Origin of the sequence: Actinoplanes couchii (assembly GCF_016862075.1) — a bacterium.
Taxonomy (GTDB): domain Bacteria; phylum Actinomycetota; class Actinomycetes; order Mycobacteriales; family Micromonosporaceae; genus Actinoplanes; species Actinoplanes couchii.
The window spans coordinates 101909-119913 of sequence record NZ_BOMG01000023.1; the positions used below are offsets into that span (position 1 = coordinate 101909).

Genomic DNA, 18005 nt, shown 5'->3' on the forward strand with positions numbered 1-18005 from the left:
TGGGCATGAGCGACCTCGCCGTGGTCCTGATGGACCGTCTCACCAGTGCGTTCGAGGCCGCCCGCGATCCTCGGCGGGCGGCCGGGGCCGCTGCCTACATGCGTGATCAGTTCCCGTTCCTCGGGCTGACCAGCGCGGTCCGCCGGGCTCAGGCCCGAGTGGCGCTGGCGGGCCTGCCCAAGCCCACCGAGGCGGATCTCCGGGCGGTGGCGCTGGCGTGCTGGGGCCGTGACGAGCGGGAGTTCCAGCAGTTCGCCTGCGACTATCTGACCGCCCACATCAAGGTCCCCGGCCCTGGCCTCCTGGACACGGCGGCTGAGCTGATCACCACGAAGTCCTGGTGGGACACAGTGGATCCGCTGGCCACCCATGTCGTGGCGGGTCTGGTCCGGCGCCATCCGCCGCTGGCCACCCGGATGGACGAGTGGTCGGCGGCGGAGGACATGTGGCTGGTCCGGGCGGCGATCCTGCATCAGCTGCTCTACGGCGCGGAGACCGACACCACTCGCCTGTTCCGCTACTGCTCGATCCAGGCCGGCCATCCGGACTTCTTCGTCCGCAAGGCGATCGGATGGGCGTTGCGCCACTACGCGCGGACCGATCCTGAGGCGATCCGGGCCTTCCTGACCACCCATGCCGACACGTTGTCACCGCTCTCCCGGCGGGAGGCGGCCAAGCACCTATGAGCTGGACGGAGATGCCCATGAGCGCTGCGGCAGTGCCGAGTCGTCGACCACCAGCACGGATGTAGACGCCGACCGGCTCAGCCGATACCGATGAAGACACCGGCCGGCTCAGCCGGTGAGGAGCAACTGCAGGGCGAAGCCCGCTATCACCAGACTGGAGACCAAGGCGGTGATCAGGCGGCCGCGGGGGCTGGTCAGCAGGCGGCCGATCAGGGAGCCGCCGCCGGCTATGAACAGTTGCCAGCTCGCGGAGGCCAGAAAGGCGCCGGCCACGAACCAGGCGCCGGATGTGCCGCCACCGGCACCTCCACCCGAACCCCCGTCCGAGCCGCCACCGCTGTCGCTGCCGATGCCCCCACCGACTACGCCATCGCTGCCCATGCCCCCACCGTTGATGCCGCCGCTACCTACACCCCCACCGCCTATGTCGCCGCTACCTACACCACCGCCGCCTATGTCGCCGACGCCTACACCCCCGCCGCTTATGTCGCCGACGCCTATGCCTCCGCCGCCTATGTCGCCGCTCGTGCCTCCGTTGCCCAGGATGAGGGCCGCGAAGTAGATCACGGTGGCCGGGTTCAGCAGGGTCAGGCCGAGCACGCCCAGGTAGGCGCGGGTGGGTGTGGTCGGGCGTTCGGTTCGTTCGGTGATCTCGGAGCCGCGGATCGCGCCCCAGGCCGTCCAGATCGCGAGGGCCAGCAGGATCGTTGCTCCGATCCACTTGAGAGGGTCAGCGATCGGGGCGATCGTGCTCGCCACGGCCGCGCCGCCGACCACCGCCACCAGAGCGTAGATGCCGTCCGCGGTGGCCGCCCCGAGGCCGGCTGCCGCACCCACCCGCAGCGAGATGCGTGCGCTGAGACCGACGATGAGCACCCCGATGCCCCCGACGGGCACAGCGATCCCGTAGCCGGCGATCACCCCGGCCAGGAACGCCCCGCTCATGACCGCTGCCGGACACCCGCCGCTTCGTCGACGGCCGCCTGCTGTCGCACGCCCCGCCCAGCGACGGCGACAGGGACGGCACGGAAAGACTTCTTCTCGGTCATTTCGCCATCATCGACGCCCCGGCCAGGCCCCTGCCACCCGTTTTCCCGCAGCCCCACACCCCCGATCGCAGGTGGGTGCAGGCGCCCGCGCGAACCCCGACCCGGTGACCGAGCCCGGGCACCGCATCGCCCGGATCACTGAGCACGGCAGTACGCCAGCGACCTACAGCGCCGTTCACCCGACCGCACCGTTCGCCAGCCGCACCGTTCACCCGACCGCACCGCTCGCCCGACCGCGCCGTTCACCCGACCGCGCCGTTCACCCGACCGCGCCGTTCACCCGACCGCGCCGTTCACCAGTCGCCGCGCGGTTCATCTGACCGCGCCGTTCACCCGGCCGCGCGGTTCGCCAGTCGCCGCGCCGTTCATCTGACCGTGCCGTTCGGCCAGCCGCGGCTCGGCTCGGCGATGGAGAGTTAAACGAGGACCTGGGCGTGGAACGGACTAATCAGAATAAAAAGTTACTCGAACGACGAATCGGTATCAAAGTTGCCAGATGGGGCGGTTGGAGGGGCTTTGGGGTGGGCGTGGGGAGACCTTTTGCACGACCGTAAGGGGCCCGCGGATGCAATGACGGGTCGTTTCGTGCGGTTGGTGAAGTTACTTGATGCTTCTTGGTGAATTCGGACCGTGACCGGGGGGTGGTCCGGTGGGTAGGGTCCGATCATGGTCGCTGAGCTGATTCTGGTCCGGCACGGGCAGAGCCTGGCCAACGTCGCGTTTCCCGCCGCGGATGCGGAAGGGCTGATGGAGGCGGCGGTGAGCGGGCGGGACGCCGAGGTTCCGCTCACCGGGCTGGGGCAGGAACAGGCCGCCGCGGTGGGTGGCTGGCTGGGCGCTCTGCCCGAGGATCGCAGACCGGAAGTGGTGATCACCTCGCCGTACCTGCGGGCCCGGGAGACCTGGCGGATAGCCGCCGAGGCGTCGGGCGTCGCGCTGCCCGAGCCACGGACCGACGACCGGCTGGTGGATCGACTGATGGGTGATCTGGAGTTACTGACCCGGGCCGCGGTGCAGGCCCGGTTCCCGGGTGAGGCCGACCGGCGGGCGGCGGCGGGCGAGTTCGAGTACATGCCGCCGAACGGGGAATCGTTCGCGGACATCGCCGTGCGACTCAAGTCCTTTCTGGACGATCTGTACACCGATCATCCGGGCCGTCGGGTGATCGTGGTCGCCCACGACGCGGTGGTGCTGATGATGCGGGCGGTCGTGGAGCAGCTGAGCTGGGACGACGTGCTCGCGGTGGAACGGGAGTCGGGCAACGTACGCAATGCGTCGATCTCTCGTTTTGTGGCGGAAGAGGACGGGGCCAGACAGCTCACATTGGACAGGTACAACGTGATCGACCATCTGCCGCCGGCGTGAAGGCGGTAATGCATCGATGACTGTCTTGCTGTTTCCGGTGATGAAAATTATGTTCGAACGGTGCCCGATGCCCCCTCAGCCCACGGGCCGGCTCGCCCGCACCGAGCGGTGAACCGCCAACTCGGTGCGCTGCTCACCGCCGAAGCGATCTCCATGCTCGGTAGCCGGATCACCTTCGTGGCCATCCCCTGGCTGGTTCTGACCACTCAGGACTCCGCCCTGCTCGCCGGCCTGGCGGGTCTCGCCGAGATGCTCCCCTACGTGCTGGCGGGGCTGCTCGGCGGCCCGATCGTCGACCGGGTCGGACCACGGCCGACGGCGGTCGCCGCGGACACCGCGAGTGTTCTGGCGGTCGCCGGCATCCCGCTGCTCGGCTACCTGGAAGGCGTGTCGCTGGGCGCGCTGCTGGCGCTGATCGCGCTGGCGGGGGCGTTGCGCGGGTTCGGGGACGCGGCCAAGCGCGCGCTGCTGCCGCGGACGATCGCCGCGGCCGGCCTGTCGACCGAGCGGGGCACCGCCCTGTACGACGGGGTCTGCCGCGCCTCCACCCTGCTCGGGCTGCCCCTGGCAGGAGTCCTGATCGCGGCGTTCGGGGCGGAGGCGGTGCTGCTCGTCGACGCGTTCTCGTTCGCCGCCAGCGCGCTGATCATCATGATGATGGTCCGGGTCGGCTGGGCGGACGCCGCCGCGGCTGCCGAGTGCGAGGCGCAGGGTTACGCCGCGGCATTGACGGACGGTTTCCGGTACGTACGCGGCGACCGCCTCATCCTCGGCGTGATGTCGATGCTGTTCGTGACGAACATGTTCGATCAGGCGTTCGCCACCGTCTTCGTGCCGGTCTGGGTGCGGGACGGTCCACACGGGCCGGCCGCTCTCGGGGTGATCGGTACGGCGTTCGGGCTGGGTGCGGTGGCCGGGAACATCCTGTACACGGTGCTGGCGCCGAAACTGCCCCGGCGGCGCACCATGGCGATCTGCTTCTTCCTCGGCGGGCCCGCCCAACTGCTGGCCCTGGCCCTGACCGATCGAATGTGGATCATGCTGACCGTCGCGGCGCTGGCCGGCGCCCTGATGTCCACGGTCAATCCGATCCTGATGACGGCCGTCTACCGCCGGATCCCCACCCGCCTGCACGGCCGGGTGATCAGCGTGCTGATCGCGGTCTCCTGGGCGGGGATCCCGTTCGGCGGTGTCCTGGGCGGCTGGGCCACCGATCTGATGGGCCTGCACAACACCGCACTGCTCGCCGCGATCGGCTATCTGGCGGTCACGGTGGCGCCGTTCCTCTTCCCGGCCTGGCGGGAGCTGGACGAACGCCCCCGCCAGGAGGCCCCACGAGCGATAGCGGCCGCCTGACGGAGCAAAACCCATCAAAAGCCGACAAGGAGTTTTCGGTACGCCATGAGCGGCCCGGTCACGACGGCCAAGCGACCGGTGAGCCGGCCGCCGTGAGCGGCCCGGTCACGACGGCCGGGCGACCGGTGAGCCGACCGGTCAGTCCGAATTGCTCCAGGTGATCAGCTGGTCGGCGACGTCGCGGTCGCCGTCGATGCGGACCGCGGGTGCCGGGATCCGGTTGTAGAGGAACAGGACCAGGTCGCTGGCGGTGGCCTGGATCCGGGTCACCGGGTCACCGCTGGCCGCGGGGCTCTCCTTCGCACCGGCCGGCGACAGGTCCGGCGTCCAGGACGGGCCCTCGATCGCCTGGAACGCCACCCTCGCCGGGCGGTGCGGCCACGGGCCCAGGGACGCCAGGCCCACCGAGAGGAACTCGCCCACCCCGTCGACGGCCACCGCGGCGGGCAGCGGCTCCGGCCGGCCGATGGTCTCCTGCGCGTCGAAGGCGTGCACCGCCGCCTCCTGCACCTGGTGCCGGGCCACCGCGGCAGCGGTCAGCGGCGCGCCCGACCCGGCCCACCACGCCCAGCTCGGCGCCCCGGGATCGGCGTCACGCAGCGCCGCCAGCAGCAGCGCCGTCGAGGCCGCCGACCACTCCAGCAGATCACCGTGCGGCGAGCGGTCACCGAGCTGCTCCGCCGACGGCGGCCGGGTGTCGTCGGCCGCGGCGACGGTGGCGGCCCAGAACCGGTGGACGGCGCCGACGTGGGCGACCAGGTCGGTGACCGACCAGTCGGGACAGCCGGGAACGGTGACGTCACGGTCGGGCGCGGCGGCGACCGCGTCACGCAGCGCCGTGGACCGGCTCTCGATCAGCGACAGCAGCTCGGGGTACGGCGGAGTCGTAGTCATGCCCCGGTTTCTACCACCGGGATACGACACAGGGCGGCACGCCGACCGGCGCACCGCCCTGTGGACGTACCAAAAAGGCGTTCTTGAAGATCAGACGTTGAAGCCGAGAGCCCGGAGCTGATCCCGGCCGTCGTCAGTGATCTTGTCGGGGCCCCACGGCGGCAGCCACACCCAGTTGATCCGGAAGTCCTGCACCAGGCCACCACCGGGACCGGTGGTCAGCGCCTGCCGGGTCTGGTCCTCGATGACGTCGGTCAGCGGGCAGGCCGCCGAGGTCAGCGTCATGTCGATGGTGACCACGTTCTGGTCGTCGATGTGGGTGCCGTAGACGAGACCCAGGTCGACGACGTTGATCCCCAGCTCGGGGTCGACGACGTCCTTCATCGCCTCCTCGACCTCGGAGGTCGTGGCCTTCTTGCCGGTGAACGGCTCGGCCGCCGGCTCGTCCGGGATCTTCGACGGAACCGGAGTCCCGTCGCCCTCGGCGGTCGGTGAGACGCTCGTCGCCGGCGTGGCGACCGGATCCCCGGCCTCCTCGGCGGCGGCCCGCTCCTCGGCCAGCCAGTCCGGCACCTCTTCACCCGCACCGGGGGCGGCGCCGGAAGCCGGAGCCGAGGCCACCGTGCGGGCGGTATCGGTCAGTTCACTCATGCTCTGCCTCCCTGAACACGCTTCTCGCCGGGATGTGCCGCCCGGCGATCGCGGATCACGCCTTAACTTCTGGGCTGACGCCCACGTCCACACCGGCGCGGGCCGCGGCGTCCTTGAACGCCATCCACGGCAGCAGCGCGCATTTCACCCGGGCCGGGAACTTGGCGACACCGGCGAACGCGATGCCGTCGCCGAGCACCTCCTCGTCCGGTTCGACCTGGCCACGGCTCTGCATCAGCTCCACGAACGCGTGGTGGATCTCCGATGCCCGGCCCAGCTCCTGGCCCTGGACCAGCTCGTGCAGCACCGACGCGGAGGCCTGGCTGATCGAGCAACCCAGTCCGTCGTACGAGATCTCGGAAAGGTCCTCCGAGACCCGCACGGTGATCTCGTCACCGCACGTCGGGTTGACGTGGTGCGCCTCCCCGTCGAACGGATCCCGCAGGCCACGGCCGTGCGGGTTCTTGTAGTGGTCGAGGATGATCTCCTGGTAGAGACCGTCGAGCATCATCAGCCGAACACCTTCTTCACCTGGTCGAGGCCACGCGCCAGGGCGTCGATCTCGTCCGTGGTCGTGTAGAGGTAGAACGAGGCCCTGGTCATCGCCGGGACACTGAACCGGGAGCACACCGGCCGCGCGCAGTGGTGCCCCACCCGCACTTCGACGCCGAGCGCGTCCAGGATCTGTCCCACATCGTGCGGGTGTACCCCGTCGACGCCGAACGACACCGTGCCACCGCGGCCTTCCACCGTGGCGGGACCGAAGATCCGCACTCCGGGTACGGACTGGAGAGCGTCCAGCGCGTACCGGGTGATGTCCTGCTCGTGCTGGTGGATCGCCTCCATGCCCAGCCCGGTCAGGTAGTCGACCGCCGCGCCGAGACCGATCGCCTCGGTGATCGGCGGGGTGCCGGCTTCGAACCGGGCGGGCGGCGCGGCGAACGTGGTGCCGGCCATCGTGACCGTCTCGATCATCGAACCGCCGGCCAGGAACGGCGGCATCTGCGACAGCAGGTCGAGACGCCCCCAGAGCACCCCGATGCCGGTCGGGCCGAGCATCTTGTGCCCGGTGAACGCGATCAGGTCGGCGCCCAGCGACTGCACGTCGATGGGCAGGTGCGGAACGGACTGCGAACAGTCCAGCATCAGCAGCGCCCCGACCTCCCGTGTGCGCGCAGCGATCCGCGACAGGTCGTTGACGGTTCCGAGCACGTTGGACATGTGCACCAGCGAAACGATCTTGGTCCGTTCCGACACAAGATCATTGAGCGAGGACTCGTCCAGCCGGCCGTCATCGGTGATGCCGAACCAGCGCAGCGTCGCCCCGGTCCGCTCGCACAGCAGCTGCCACGGGACCAGGTTGGAGTGATGCTCCATCTCGGAGATCACCACCTCGTCGCCGGGACCCAGACGAAGCAACTGCCCCAGCGAGTACGCGGCCAGGTTGATGCCCTCGGTGGAGTTCTTGGTGAAGACCACCTCGTCCGCGCTCGCCGCACCGATGAACGTGGCGATCCGGGCGCGCGCGCCCTCGTAGGCCTCGGTCGACTCGGTGCCCAGCGTGTGCACGGAGCGGGACACGTTCCCGTTGTACCGCTCCTGGTGCGCGCGCATGACGTCGAGCACCTGCACCGGCTTCTGCGAGGTGTTGGCGCTGTCCAGATAGACCAGCGGGTGGCCGTTCACCTCCCGCTCGAAGATCGGGAAGTCCTTGCGCACCCGCGCGACGTCGAAGGTCATGATTTAACCTCTCAGGCCTTGGCGAGGAACTTCTCGTAGCCCTCGGCCTCGAGCCGCTCGGCCAGCTCCGGGCCACCCTCTTCGACGATCTTGCCGCCGACGAAGACGTGCACGAAGTCCGGCTTGATGTAGCGCAGGATCCGGGTGTAGTGGGTGATCAGCAGGAAGCCGGTCTCACCGGTCTCGCGGACCCGGTTGACACCCTCGGAGACGATCCGGAGCGCGTCGATGTCCAGGCCGGAGTCGGTCTCGTCGAGGATCGCGACCTTCGGCTTGAGCAGCTCGAGCTGCATGATCTCGTGCCGCTTCTTCTCACCGCCGGAGAAGCCCTCGTTGACGTTGCGCTGCGCGAACGCCGGGTCCATCTGCAGCTTCTCCATGGCGCCGCGCAGCTCGCCGGCCCAGGTGCGCAGCTTCGGCGCCTCGCCGTCGATCGCGGTCTTGGCGGTACGCAGGAAGTTCGCCACCGAGACGCCGGGGACCTCGACCGGGTACTGCATGGCCAGGAAGAGGCCGGCCCGGGCGCGCTCGTCGACGCTCAGCTCGAGCACGTCGGCGCCGTCCAAGGTCACCGAGCCGCCGGTGATCTGGTATTTCGGGTGACCGGCGATCGAGTAGGCCAGGGTCGACTTGCCGGAGCCGTTCGGACCCATGATGGCGTGGGTCTCGCCGGCCTTCACGGTCAGGTCGACACCGTTCAGGATCGGCTTCAGCTCGCCCTCGGGCAGCTTCACCGACACCTGCAGGTCGCGGATCTCCAGGGTGCTCACGGCTCTACTCCATTGCTAGGAATCGTCGAAACGTAGATGTCGCCGTCGCGGATCTCGACGGGGTAGACCGCCACCGGGTCGATGGCCGGCGGTCCGGAGGGCTCACCGGTACGCAGGTCGAACCGGGAGCCGTGCAGCCAGCACTCCAGCGCACACCCGTCCACCTCGCCCTCGGAGAGAGCCACCGAGGAGTGGCTGCACTCGTCGCGAACGGCGTAGAACTGATCGTCGTCGGCGTGCACGACCGCGACCTCGACCCCGTCGACCTCCACCTGGAGGGCGGTGCCCTTGGCCACGTCCGTCGCCGGACCGACGTTCTCGAAGGTCATTACTGACCGGCCTCGATCAGCCGTGCCTCGATCACGTCGCCGAGCCGCTCGCGCAGCGCCTCGTCCGGGATCTTGTTGATCAGCTCGGCGAAGAAGCCGCGGACCACCAGCTTGCGCGCCTCACCCTCGGGGATGCCGCGGGCCATCAGGTAGAACAGCTGCTCGTCGTCGAACCGGCCGGTCGCGCTCGCGTGCCCGGCGCCGGCGATCTCGCCGGTCTCGATCTCCAGGTTCGGCACCGAGTCGGCGCGTGCCCCGTCGGTGAGGATCAGGTTCCGGTTGATCTCGTACGTGTCGGTGCCGGTCGCCGCGGCCCGGATCAGCACGTCGCCGACCCAGACGGTGTGCGCCGACGAACCCTGCAGCGCGCCCCGGTAGCCCACGTAGCTCCGGCAGTCCGGCGCCACGTGGTCGACCAGCTGGCGGTGCTCGTGGTGCTGGCCGGAGTCGGCGAAGTAGAGACCCCACAGCTCGGCGTCGCCACCACGGCCCGCATATTCCACGCTGGTGAACTGGCGCACCAGGTCGCCGCCCAGGGTGACCTGCAGGTGCACGGCCCGGGCGTCCCGGCCGACCTTGAGCTTGACGTGCTGGGCCTGAACCGCGTCCCGGTCCCACTCGGCCAGCGTCACGAAGGTGAGCTGAGCGCTGTCGCCGACCACGACCTCGATGTTGTCGGCGAGCGTGACCGTGCCGGTCTGCTCCAGGATGATCGTCGCCTTGGCGAACGAGCCCACCTTGACGAAGGTGCGCGCGGCCGCGGCGTCGCCGCCTTTGCCGACCAGGCGGATGACCACCGGCTCGGCGACCTCGGCCTCGGCCGCGACCTCGATCACGGTGACCCCGGCGGCCGAGCCGTAGGCCAGGGCGCTGACCCGGTCGAACGGGGTCAGCACCGGGTCGACGTCGTCGGCCGTCGACACCGTCACGCCGGCCGGGAGGTCACCGAACTCCACGGACGGGGCGGCGCCGGTCAGCTCGGTGGCCTTGACCAGGGCACCGAGCCGCTTCAGCGGGGTGAAACGCCACTCCTCCTCCAGGCCGTTGAGGGCCGGGAAGTCGGCGACGTCGAAGGAGCGCAGCACCTGCGACTTGGTGCTCGGCGGGGCGATGGCCTCGGTAGTCATTTCTTCCTTATGTCCGCTTCTTCCGAATGTCCGGGGCTGAGGTCAGCCCACGGCCCCTTCCATCTGGAGCTCGATGAGGCGGTTCAGCTCCAGGGCGTACTCCATCGGAAGCTCCTTGGCGATCGGCTCGATGAAGCCGCGAACGATCATCGCCATCGCCTCGTCCTCGGTCATGCCCCGGCTCATCAGGTAGAAGAGCTGGTCCTCGCTGACCTTGGAGACGGTCGCCTCGTGACCCATGTTGACGTCGTCCTCGCGGATGTCGACGTACGGGTACGTGTCGGACCGGGAGATCGTGTCGACCAGCAGCGCGTCACACTTGACCGTGCTCTTCGAGCTGGACGAGCCCTCCAGGACCTGGACCAGGCCGCGGTACGACGTACGCCCACCGCCACGGGCGATCGACTTCGACACGATCGTCGACGAGGTGTGCGGCGCGGCGTGCACCATCTTGGCGCCGGAGTCCTGGTGCTGGCCCTCGCCGGCCATGGCGATCGACAGCACCTCGCCCTTGGCGTGCGGGCCGGTCATGTAGACGGCCGGGTACTTCATCGTCACCTTGGAGCCGATGTTGCCGTCGACCCACTCCATGGTCGCGCCCTCTTCGCAGGTGGCGCGCTTGGTGACCAGGTTGTAGACGTTGTTCGACCAGTTCTGGATGGTCGTGTACCGCACCCGGGCGTTCTTCTTCACGACGATCTCGACGACCGCGGAGTGCAGCGAGTCGGACGAGTAGATCGGCGCGGTGCAGCCCTCGACGTAGTGCACGTACGAGCCCTCGTCGGCGATGATCAGGGTCCGCTCGAACTGGCCCATGTTCTCCGTGTTGATCCGGAAGTAGGCCTGCAGCGGGATGTCCACGTGCACGCCCTTCGGCACGTAGATGAACGAGCCACCGGACCACACGCTGGTGTTCAGCGCGGCGAACTTGTTGTCGCCGACCGGGATGACGGTGCCGAAGTACTCCTTGAAGAGCTCCTCGTGCTCCTTCAGCGCGGTGTCGGTGTCCAGGAACAGGACGCCCTGCTCCTCCAGGTCCTCACGGATCGCGTGGTAGACGACCTCCGACTCGTACTGCGCGGCGACACCGGCGACGAGACGCTGCTTCTCCGCCTCCGGGATGCCGAGCTTGTCGTACGTCGCCTTGATGTCCTCCGGCAGGTCCTCCCACGAGGCGGCCTGCTTCTCGGTGGAGCGCACGAAGTACTTGATGTTCTGGAAGTCGATGCCGGTCAGGTCGGCGCCCCAGTGCGGCATCGGCTTGCGGTCGAACAGGCGCAGGCCCTTGAGCCGCAGGTCGAGCATCCACTGCGGCTCGCTCTTCAACCCGGAGATGTTGCGCACCACGGCCTCGGACAGACCACGCTGTGCGGTCGCGCCCGCGACGTCGGCGTCGGCCCAGCCGTATTCGTACCGACCAAGAGCGGCGAGGTGCTCTTCCTGAGAGACGATCTGGTCAGTCATGTATCTGTCCTAACCGTGATTTCGGTGGTGTGCGGCACGGCGCGGGATGGGATGTGCGTGGTGCACACCCCGTCGCCGTGCGCGATGGTGGCGAGACGCTGCACGTGGGTGCCGATGAGCCGCGAGATGACTTCGGTCTCGGCGTCGCACAGCTGAGGAAACTCGGCAGCCACGTGAGCCACCGGGCAGTGCTGCTGACAGAGTTGCCCGCCGGAGGCGATCGCCGAGGCGTTGGCAGCGTAGCCCTCGGCGGTCAGCACCTCGGCGAGAGCCTCGGCGCGCGCGATCGGGTCGGCCCCGGCCTCCTGCAGCGCCGCCTCGCAGCGCTCCTCGAGGGCCTTGACCTGGGCGGCGGCGAAGGCGGAGACGGCCTCGGGACCGTGGTGCTGCGCGATCCAGCGCAGCGCGGCGGTGGCGATGCCGTCGTAGTGGTGCGGATTGAGGTCCTCACGGGCGGCGGCGGTCAGCACGAACGCCTTGGCCGGGCGGCCGCGGCCGCGAGGCTTGTTCTGCCGGAGCGCGCGGGTCTCGACGAGACGCTCGGCGAGCATCGCGTCCAGGTGCTTGCGGATCGCGGCGGGGCTCAGGCCGAGAGCGGCCCCGAGCTCGGCGGCGGTGGTGGCGCCATGTTTCAGCAACAGCTGCACGACCCGGTCGCGGGTGCGCCCGTCGGTCGCGCCGGCCGGAGCCGGTGCGCCGATCTGGATCAGCACCTCGTTTTTCACTACGCCAACGTTACGTATTTACTCTGAGCCCTGCAAACCGGGGTCCGGTGATCCGTCCCACCGGCGGGGAGAGCTGCGAAAACCACGATCCGGGGCGGGCGTACGATCCGCGGGGTGAAGTCCTCCGCTTTACTGGCCTCCCGTCCTGTTCGGTGGTGCGGCGACAAGCTGCGCGGCCTCGCTCTCGCCTCGCTGATCGCCAACATCGGGATCATCGTCACCGGCGCCGCGGTCCGCCTGACCGCCTCCGGTCTCGGCTGCCCCACCTGGCCCCGGTGCACCGACGAGTCCTACACGACCACCCCCGAGATGGGCATCAACGGCGCCATCGAATTCGGCAACCGGCTGCTCACCTTCGTGCTCATCGCGATCGCGGTGCTCTGTTTCCTGGGCGCGCTGGCCCGCCGCCGCCGCTCGCTGATCGTGCTCACCGTCGCGATCGGGCTCGGCATCCCCGGGCAGGGTGTCATCGGTGGCATCACGGTGCTCACCAACCTCAACCCGTGGGTCGTCGGCCTGCACTTCATCCTGTCCGTCGGGCTGATCGCCTGGGCCTTCGCGCTGTGGCGCCGGGTCGACCAGGGCGACGGCGAGCCGATCACACTGGTCCCGGCCCCGATCCGGCAGCTCGCGCTGGTCAACGTCGCGGTCAGCTTCGCGGTCATCGCCGCCGGGGTGGTCGTCACCGGCAGCGGGCCGCACTCCGGCGACCACGGGGCCAAGCGCAACGGGCTCGACCCGGACCGGCTCTCCCAGCTGCACGCCGACCTGGTGTTCCTGCTGATCGGGCTGACCGTGGCGCTGTGGTTCGCGCTGCGCGCGGTGGACGCGCCGCCGGCCGCGGTCAAGGCCGCCGCGACGCTGTTCTGGGTGGAGATGGCGCAGGGCCTGATCGGCTTCGTGCAGTACTTCACGCATCTGCCGGTCGCGCTGGTGGCCGCGCACATGCTCGGTTCCGGTCTGGTCTGGACCGCCACCCTGGCCGTCCTCTGGTCGCTGCGCACCCGCCCGGTCGTCCCCGCCCCGGCGACTCCGGCTCCCGAGGAGATCCCGGTCTCCGCCTAGCAAGCAAAAAGGCCGCCCCGGTTCGGGGCGGCCTTTTTCGTGGATCAGAGACGGGCGAGGATCGCGTCGGCGAGACGGTCGGCGGAGCCCGGAGCGGTTCGCAGGAACAGCGAGGGCTCGGTCAGCTCCAGCTCGATCAGTGTCGGAGCGCCGTCCGGTCCCGGAATCATGTCGACCCGGGCGTACAACAACTGCTTGGTCCCTCCGGGGATCGCGGCGAGAACCCGGACGGCGAGGTCCAGCTCGGCGATCGACGGCTGCCGTGGGGTGATCTGCTCGGAGCCGACGTCGACCCGGCCGCCGCCGGGGACGGTGAGCATCGCCGACTTGCGGATGCCGTGGCTGAAGGTGAGTTCACCGGTGGCGTCCGGGGTGCAGAGCACCGCGGTCTCCCCCTCGGTGTCCACCGCGGACAGGTACGGCTGGATCATCGCGGTCCGCCCGGCGGCGGTGAGCCGCTCCACGTGCGCCACGGCCTGCTCGGTGTGCCCGGGCAGCTGATAACGGCCGGTGTCCCGGCTGCCGGCGCTGACGGTCGGCTTGACCACCCATTCGCCGTCGGCCGCCGGGGTCCAGGTCTCCCCCGGGCCGACGAACTCGGTCGGGATGATCGGGACGCCGGCCTCGGCGAGTTCACCGAGGTACCGCTTGTCGGTGTTCCACACGACGATGTCGGCGGGGTTGGCCAGCCGGGGCACCGACCGGGCCCACGTCACGAACTCCTCGCGGCGGCCCGGGTAGTCCCACGGCGAGCGGAGGACGACGAGGTCGTAGGCGGCCCACTCGGCCACCGGGTCGTCCCACCGGACCGCGTCGGCGACCACCCCGCGCTGCCGCAGGGCGTCCCGCAGAGGGTGGTCGTCGAGCCAGAGGTCGGGCAGGTCCGCCGAGGTCACCAGGGCGACCCGGGTCTCGGCCGCCATCAGCGGGCCATGCTCCGGCGCGACATCGACCGCCAGAGGTCGTTGCTGGGGCGCATCTGCTCCATCAGCTCGCGCTCCCATTCGTTCTCCACCTTGACTCCCGCGTGGTCACAGGCCTCACGGGCGACACCGGTGTCCGGGGCGAACTGGTCGGACCACTCGCCGTCCTCTCCGACGAGGACGATGCGGGCGCCGCGCTTACCGACGTACTCGATCACCGCCTTGGCACCGCCGTGTCCGGCGGCGAAGGACTTGATGTCGGAAGTCAGTGTCGTAACGGAACCTTCTGCCATGGTCCGCAGCCTAAGCACCCGAAGACGCCGCCGGGGGCATGCCGACCCGCTTTTGTGACTCCAATTACCAGCAGGTTTCAAACTCCGGCGCATTGTTTTGCGGTGATTTCGCCGCCTTTGTCCCCCGGCCGATTATCCGCCCATCGAGTGACGGACAGTAACCGACACTACCGGCAATCCGGGCATCCTGTGCGATCGGCCGGATCAGCGCACGACGGCTCAGATCAGCGCGTCGGCCGCGACGGCCATGAAGAGGATCGTCAGGTACGTGATCGAGAGGTGGAACAGGCGCATCGGTTTGACCGCCGCCCCACCACCGCTCTGGCGCACCAGCCGGATCGACTCCCCGAGGAACACCGCGCCCATCACGACCGCCGTCACGCCGTAGATCGGCCCGAGGCCGAGCGGCCACGCGGCGAGCGAGGACACCACGGTGAGTACGGAGTAGAGGATGATCTCGAAGTTGACCCGCTTCATCGAGCGGACCACCGGAAGCATCGGGATGCCGGCGCGCGCGTAATCGTCCCGGTATTTGATCGCGAGCGCATAGAAATGCGGCATCTGCCAAAAGAAGACAACCGCGAAAAGCGCCCACGACATCGGCGGCAGGGAGTCGGTGACCGCGGCCCAGCCGATCAGCACCGGCGCCGCGCCGCACACCCCGCCCCAGAACGTGTTCGCCGGGGTACGCCGCTTCAGCCAGAGCGTGTAGATCACGTCGTAGTAGAAGATCGACGCGGCGGTGAGCACAGTGGCCAACCAGTTGGTGAGAACCGCCATCAGCGCGACCGAGATCACAGCCAGGGTCAGGCCAAAGATCAGCACGGCCCGCGGGGTGATCTGGTTCGCCGGGATCGGGCGCCGCTTGGTGCGCCGCATCAACTGGTCGATGTCGCGATCGATGTAGCAGTTCAGCGCACTCGCCGCGCCACCCGCCATCGAGCCCCCGACCAGCACCGCGGCGAACGTGACCGGGTCCGGCCAGCCCTGCGCCGCCAGCATCATGGTGGGCACCGTGGTGACCAGCAGCAGTTCCACGATCTGCGGTTTGGTGAGCGAGAGATAGGCCCGGAACACCGCGGCCCAGCGCTGGAAGCGTGACTCCCGGACAGGCTGCTCAGCCACTCCGGACGTCCGCCGTTGCAGGGGACGCTCGGTGATCATGCTCACGGACAGCCACCTTCCGGCTTCAGCTTTATTACGCGGCCGTTGCCGGGCAGCAACCCGTCGGCTCGCCGGGACAGCCTACGCGCCGCCGTCTCCGCTGCTCGGGGCACCCGGCGCAGGTGCAGGCGATCACACCCCTTGAACCGGCATGTCCGCTCACAGCGTATGTGCCTAGGGCGTTCGCTGCGCGGACGTTTAGCCCTACTGGATAGGGTCAAGCCGAAAAGGGTTCCATAATTTTGCCCGAGGAGCACAACCGACGTGGCTGCCACAGATCCCGCTCTCAACTGGTCCGACCTCGACCGCAAGGCGGTGGACACCACCCGCGTGCTTGCCATGGACGCCGTGGAGAAGGCCGGTAACGGCCACCCCGGCACCGCCATGAGCCTGGCCCCGGCCGCCTACCTTCTGTTCAACCGCGTGCTGCGGCACGACCCCACGGACCCGGAGTGGGCGGGGCGCGACCGCTTCGTTCTCTCCTGCGGTCACTCCAGCCTCACCCTCTACATTCAGCTGTTCCTCAATGGCTACAGCCTGTCACTCGATGACCTGAAGGCGCTGCGCCAGTGGGACTCGCTGACCCCCGGTCACCCGGAGTACGGCCACACCCCCGGTGTCGAGATCACCACCGGCCCGCTGGGCCAGGGCATCGGCAACGCGGTCGGCATGGCCATGTCGGCCCGCCGTGAGCGCGGCCTGTTCGACCCGGACACCGCGGCCGGCGAGTCGCCGTTCGATCACTTCGTCTACTCGATCGCCTCCGACGGCGACATCGAGGAGGGCGTCAGCCACGAGTCCAGCGCCATCGCGTCGGTGCAGAAGCTCGGCAACCTCGTGGTGATCTACGACGACAACGAGATCTCCATCGAGGACGACACCCGGATCGCCAAGAACGAGGACGTCGGCGCCCGCTACGAGGCGTACGGCTGGCACGTCCAGACCGTGAACTGGCGCAAGGGCGAGACGTACACCGAGGACGTCGAAGAGCTCTGGAACGCGATCCAGACCGCGAAGTCGGTGACCGACAAGCCGTCCTTCATCGTCCTCAAGACGATCATCGGCTTCCCCGCGCCGAAGAAGAAGGACACCGGCAAGATCCACGGCTCCGCCCTGGGCGCCGCCGAGATCACCGCCACCAAGGAGCTGCTCGGCTTCGCCGACGAGCCGTTCGCCATCGACGACGAGGTCGTCAAGCACGCCCAGCAGGTCGTGGAGCGGGGCAAGGCGGCCCGCGCCGAGTGGCAGAAGGCGTTCGACGCCTGGGCCGCCGGCAACGCCGAGGGCAAGGCGCTGTTCGAGCGTCTCGCCACCCGGACCCTGCCGGAGGGCTGGCACGCGGCCCTGCCCGAGTTCCCCGCGGACGAGAAGGGCCTGGCCACCCGCGCCGCGTCCGGCAAGATCCTGAAGGCGCTCGCGCCGGTCCTGCCCGAGCTGTGGGGCGGTTCCGCCGACCTGGCGGAGAGCAACAACACCACCATGGAGGGCGAGCCGTCCTTCATCCCGTCGGAGTACGCCACCAAGGCGTTCCCCGGCAACGAGTACGGCCGCACGCTGCACTTCGGCATCCGTGAGCACGGCATGGGCTCGATCCTGAACGGCATCGCCGTGCACGGTGGCACCCGGCCGTACGGCGGCACCTTCCTGGTGTTCTCCGACTACATGCGGGGTTCGGTCCGCCTCTCCGCGCTGATGAAGCTGCCGGTCACCTTCGTGTGGACGCACGACTCGATCGGTCTCGGCGAGGACGGCCCGACGCACCAGCCGATCGAGACGCTGACCGCGCTGCGTGCCATCGTCGGCCTCGACGTGGTCCGCCCGGCCGACGCCAACGAGACCGCGTACGCGTGGCGGGGCGCCCTGGAGCACACCGACCGCCCGACCGCGCTCGCGCTGTCCCGGCAGAACCTGCCGACCCTGGACCGCTCGAAGTACGCGTCGGCCGAGGGCACCCTCAAGGGCGGCTACATCCTCTCCGAGGCGTCGAACAGCGCTCCGCAGGTGATCCTGATCGCCAGTGGCTCCGAGGTCGCGATCGCGCTCACCGCGCAGGAGCGCCTGGAGGCCGACGGCACCCCCACCCGGGTCGTGTCGATGCCCTGCCAGGAGTGGTTCTTCCAGCAGGACACGGCGTACCAGCAGCAGGTCCTGCCGCACGGCGTGAAGGCCCGCGTCTCGGTCGAGGCCGGCATCCGGATGAGCTGGGACCGTCTGATCGGCGACGCCGGCGAGGCCGTCAGCATCGAGCACTACGGCGCCAGCGCCCCGGCGAAGGTCCTGTTCGAGCAGTTCGGCTTCACCGCTGACAACGTCGTCGCGAAGGCCCACGCCTCCCTCGCCAAGGTCGGCGAGATCACCGGTCACAAGACCGGCAACTGACTCTTTTCGTTCCGCCACTTTCAGG

Annotated in this window: 18 protein-coding genes; 5 read left to right on the forward strand and 13 right to left on the reverse strand. The window is 69.2% G+C overall.

What is annotated here, in order from left to right; all coding sequences use genetic code 11:
• Window positions 1-5: 5 nt before the first annotated feature.
• The gene (locus Aco03nite_RS05555; RefSeq protein ID WP_203793658.1) at window positions 6-686 is read left to right on the forward strand and encodes a DNA alkylation repair protein; all 681 of its coding nucleotides are present in this window, start codon (window positions 6-8) and stop codon (window positions 684-686) included.
• A 108-nt stretch (window positions 687-794) separates the two neighbouring features.
• On the opposite strand, the gene Aco03nite_RS05560 is transcribed toward Aco03nite_RS05555, so the two are convergent.
• Window positions 795-1631: a LysE family transporter gene (locus Aco03nite_RS05560; protein WP_203793659.1), complete on the reverse strand. Its 837-nt coding sequence runs from the start codon at window positions 1629-1631 to the stop codon at window positions 795-797.
• Between the two features lie 770 nt (window positions 1632-2401).
• Here Aco03nite_RS05560 and Aco03nite_RS05565 point away from each other — a divergent pair.
• Window positions 2402-3100 carry a histidine phosphatase family protein gene (locus Aco03nite_RS05565; RefSeq protein WP_203793660.1) on the forward strand — a complete coding sequence of 233 codons (699 nt, stop codon included), beginning with the start codon at window positions 2402-2404 and terminating at the stop codon, window positions 3098-3100.
• Between the two features lie 108 nt (window positions 3101-3208).
• On the forward strand, window positions 3209-4456 hold the full coding sequence (locus tag Aco03nite_RS05570) for an MFS transporter (protein WP_239144935.1): 1248 nt from the start codon (window positions 3209-3211) through the stop codon (window positions 4454-4456).
• Window positions 4457-4594: 138 nt separating this feature from the next.
• Here Aco03nite_RS05570 and Aco03nite_RS05575 read toward each other — a convergent pair whose 3' ends face one another.
• From Aco03nite_RS05575 to Aco03nite_RS05615, 9 genes are all read right to left on the reverse strand, one after another.
• Window positions 4595-5350 (reverse strand): maleylpyruvate isomerase family mycothiol-dependent enzyme, encoded by a 756-nt coding sequence (locus tag Aco03nite_RS05575; RefSeq protein WP_203793661.1) that lies wholly within the window; start codon window positions 5348-5350, stop codon window positions 4595-4597.
• Window positions 5351-5440: 90 nt separating this feature from the next.
• Window positions 5441-5911: a metal-sulfur cluster assembly factor gene (locus tag Aco03nite_RS05580; RefSeq protein ID WP_373872574.1), complete on the reverse strand. Its 471-nt coding sequence runs from the start codon at window positions 5909-5911 to the stop codon at window positions 5441-5443.
• 145 nt (window positions 5912-6056) lie between these two features.
• Window positions 6057-6512 carry a Fe-S cluster assembly sulfur transfer protein SufU gene (gene sufU / locus Aco03nite_RS05585; RefSeq protein WP_203793663.1) on the reverse strand — a complete coding sequence of 152 codons (456 nt, stop codon included), beginning with the start codon at window positions 6510-6512 and terminating at the stop codon, window positions 6057-6059.
• Window positions 6512-7741 carry a cysteine desulfurase gene (locus Aco03nite_RS05590; protein WP_203793664.1) on the reverse strand — a complete coding sequence of 410 codons (1230 nt, stop codon included), beginning with the start codon at window positions 7739-7741 and terminating at the stop codon, window positions 6512-6514. The genes sufU and Aco03nite_RS05590 overlap by 1 nt, the downstream gene beginning before the upstream one ends.
• Window positions 7742-7752: 11 nt before the next feature.
• Window positions 7753-8511 carry a Fe-S cluster assembly ATPase SufC gene (sufC, locus tag Aco03nite_RS05595; RefSeq protein ID WP_203793665.1) on the reverse strand — a complete coding sequence of 253 codons (759 nt, stop codon included), beginning with the start codon at window positions 8509-8511 and terminating at the stop codon, window positions 7753-7755.
• Window positions 8508-8840: a Rieske (2Fe-2S) protein gene (locus tag Aco03nite_RS05600; protein ID WP_203793666.1), complete on the reverse strand. Its 333-nt coding sequence runs from the start codon at window positions 8838-8840 to the stop codon at window positions 8508-8510. Before Aco03nite_RS05600 ends, sufC begins: the two co-directional genes overlap by 4 nt.
• Window positions 8840-9967 (reverse strand): Fe-S cluster assembly protein SufD, encoded by a 1128-nt coding sequence (sufD, locus tag Aco03nite_RS05605; RefSeq protein WP_203793667.1) that lies wholly within the window; start codon window positions 9965-9967, stop codon window positions 8840-8842. The genes Aco03nite_RS05600 and sufD overlap by 1 nt, the downstream gene beginning before the upstream one ends.
• Window positions 9968-10009: 42 nt before the next feature.
• Entirely contained in the window at window positions 10010-11431 is a 1422-nt protein-coding gene (sufB, locus tag Aco03nite_RS05610) for a Fe-S cluster assembly protein SufB (RefSeq protein WP_203793668.1), read from the reverse strand.
• The gene (locus tag Aco03nite_RS05615; RefSeq protein WP_203793669.1) at window positions 11428-12156 is read right to left on the reverse strand and encodes a helix-turn-helix transcriptional regulator; all 729 of its coding nucleotides are present in this window, start codon (window positions 12154-12156) and stop codon (window positions 11428-11430) included. The genes sufB and Aco03nite_RS05615 overlap by 4 nt, the downstream gene beginning before the upstream one ends.
• A 114-nt stretch (window positions 12157-12270) precedes the next feature.
• Here Aco03nite_RS05615 and Aco03nite_RS05620 point away from each other — a divergent pair, with 114 nt between their 5' ends.
• On the forward strand, window positions 12271-13221 hold the full coding sequence (locus Aco03nite_RS05620; protein WP_239144936.1) for a COX15/CtaA family protein: 951 nt from the start codon (window positions 12271-12273) through the stop codon (window positions 13219-13221).
• 44 nt (window positions 13222-13265) lie between these two features.
• Here Aco03nite_RS05620 and Aco03nite_RS05625 read toward each other — a convergent pair whose 3' ends face one another.
• From Aco03nite_RS05625 to Aco03nite_RS05635, 3 genes are all read right to left on the reverse strand, one after another.
• A complete protein-coding gene (locus Aco03nite_RS05625; RefSeq protein WP_203793670.1) occupies window positions 13266-14144 on the reverse strand; it encodes an ATP-grasp domain-containing protein in 879 nt (292 codons plus the stop codon).
• The gene (locus Aco03nite_RS05630) at window positions 14144-14437 is read right to left on the reverse strand and encodes a hypothetical protein (protein ID WP_092546789.1); all 294 of its coding nucleotides are present in this window, start codon (window positions 14435-14437) and stop codon (window positions 14144-14146) included. The genes Aco03nite_RS05625 and Aco03nite_RS05630 overlap by 1 nt, the downstream gene beginning before the upstream one ends.
• Before the next feature lie 219 nt (window positions 14438-14656).
• Entirely contained in the window at window positions 14657-15607 is a 951-nt protein-coding gene (locus Aco03nite_RS05635) for a heme o synthase (RefSeq protein WP_373872570.1), read from the reverse strand.
• Window positions 15608-15865: 258 nt separating this feature from the next.
• Between Aco03nite_RS05635 and tkt the strand changes: the two genes are divergently transcribed.
• On the forward strand, window positions 15866-17980 hold the full coding sequence (gene tkt, locus Aco03nite_RS05640) for a transketolase (protein WP_203793671.1): 2115 nt from the start codon (window positions 15866-15868) through the stop codon (window positions 17978-17980).
• Window positions 17981-18005 lie beyond the last annotated feature (25 nt).

Coding starts and splice junctions, on each gene's coding strand:
- Aco03nite_RS05560 (WP_203793659.1), bottom strand. CDS start 1,631: ATGAGCGGGGCGTTCCTGGCCGGGGTGATCGCCGGCTACGGGATCGCT.
- Aco03nite_RS05630 (WP_092546789.1), bottom strand. CDS start 14,437: ATGGCAGAAGGTTCCGTTACGACACTGACTTCCGACATCAAGTCCTTC.
- Aco03nite_RS05600 (WP_203793666.1), bottom strand. CDS start 8,840: ATGACCTTCGAGAACGTCGGTCCGGCGACGGACGTGGCCAAGGGCACC.
- sufU (WP_203793663.1), bottom strand. CDS start 6,512: ATGATGCTCGACGGTCTCTACCAGGAGATCATCCTCGACCACTACAAG.
- Aco03nite_RS05625 (WP_203793670.1), bottom strand. CDS start 14,144: ATGGCGGCCGAGACCCGGGTCGCCCTGGTGACCTCGGCGGACCTGCCC.
- Aco03nite_RS05555 (WP_203793658.1), top strand. CDS start 6: ATGAGCGACCTCGCCGTGGTCCTGATGGACCGTCTCACCAGTGCGTTC.
- sufB (WP_203793668.1), bottom strand. CDS start 11,431: ATGACTGACCAGATCGTCTCTCAGGAAGAGCACCTCGCCGCTCTTGGT.
- Aco03nite_RS05590 (WP_203793664.1), bottom strand. CDS start 7,741: ATGACCTTCGACGTCGCGCGGGTGCGCAAGGACTTCCCGATCTTCGAG.
- Aco03nite_RS05575 (WP_203793661.1), bottom strand. CDS start 5,350: ATGACTACGACTCCGCCGTACCCCGAGCTGCTGTCGCTGATCGAGAGC.
- sufD (WP_203793667.1), bottom strand. CDS start 9,967: ATGACTACCGAGGCCATCGCCCCGCCGAGCACCAAGTCGCAGGTGCTG.
- Aco03nite_RS05565 (WP_203793660.1), top strand. CDS start 2,402: ATGGTCGCTGAGCTGATTCTGGTCCGGCACGGGCAGAGCCTGGCCAAC.